The organism is Mycobacterium sp. E3339 (assembly GCF_001666915.1).
GTDB lineage: Bacteria > Actinomycetota > Actinomycetes > Mycobacteriales > Mycobacteriaceae > Mycobacterium.
The window spans coordinates 1-559 of record NZ_LZIZ01000072.1 but is presented as its reverse complement, the minus strand read 5'-3'; the positions used below and the strand labels follow the sequence as shown (position 1 = coordinate 559).

Genomic DNA, 559 nt, shown 5'->3' with positions numbered 1-559 from the left:
GATGCTGTCGCCGCCGAGTTCGAAGAAGGAGTCGTCGGTGCTGACGCGCTCGAGGCCCAGGACGTCGGCGTAGATGCCGGCCAGCAGGTCTTCGGTGGGGGTGTGCGGGGCCCGGTAAAGACCGGCACTGTATTCGGGGGCCGGCAGGGCGCGGGTGTTGAGTTTGCCGTTGGCGGTCAACGGCAACGCCGCCAGCCCGACGATCGCGGTGGGCACCATGAACCCCGGCAACCGCTGGGCAAGCCCGGCCCGCACCGCGACCGGATCGGCAGTGCCGGTGATGTAGCCGACCAGCCGCTTATCACCGGGGCGGTCCTCCCGGGCGATCACCACCGCCTGCTCGACACCATCCAAAGCGCCTAACGCCGTTTGGATTTCACCCAGCTCGATCCGATACCCGCGAATCTTGACCTGCTCGTCGGCGCGGCCGAAGTATTGCAGTTGCCCGTCGTTGCTCCAACGCACCAAATCGCCGGTCCGATACATCCGCGCGCCGACCCCGCCGAACGGACACGCCACAAACCGCGCCCCGGTCAACCCCGCCCGGCCCAGATAGCCG

Annotated in this window: 1 protein-coding gene; it reads right to left on the bottom strand. The window is 68.3% G+C overall.

The genetic code is table 11. The features are described 5' to 3' along the window. A partial coding sequence (locus tag A5702_RS06485; RefSeq protein WP_156669508.1) for a phosphopantetheine-binding protein occupies positions 1-559 on the bottom strand: 559 nt, incomplete at both ends.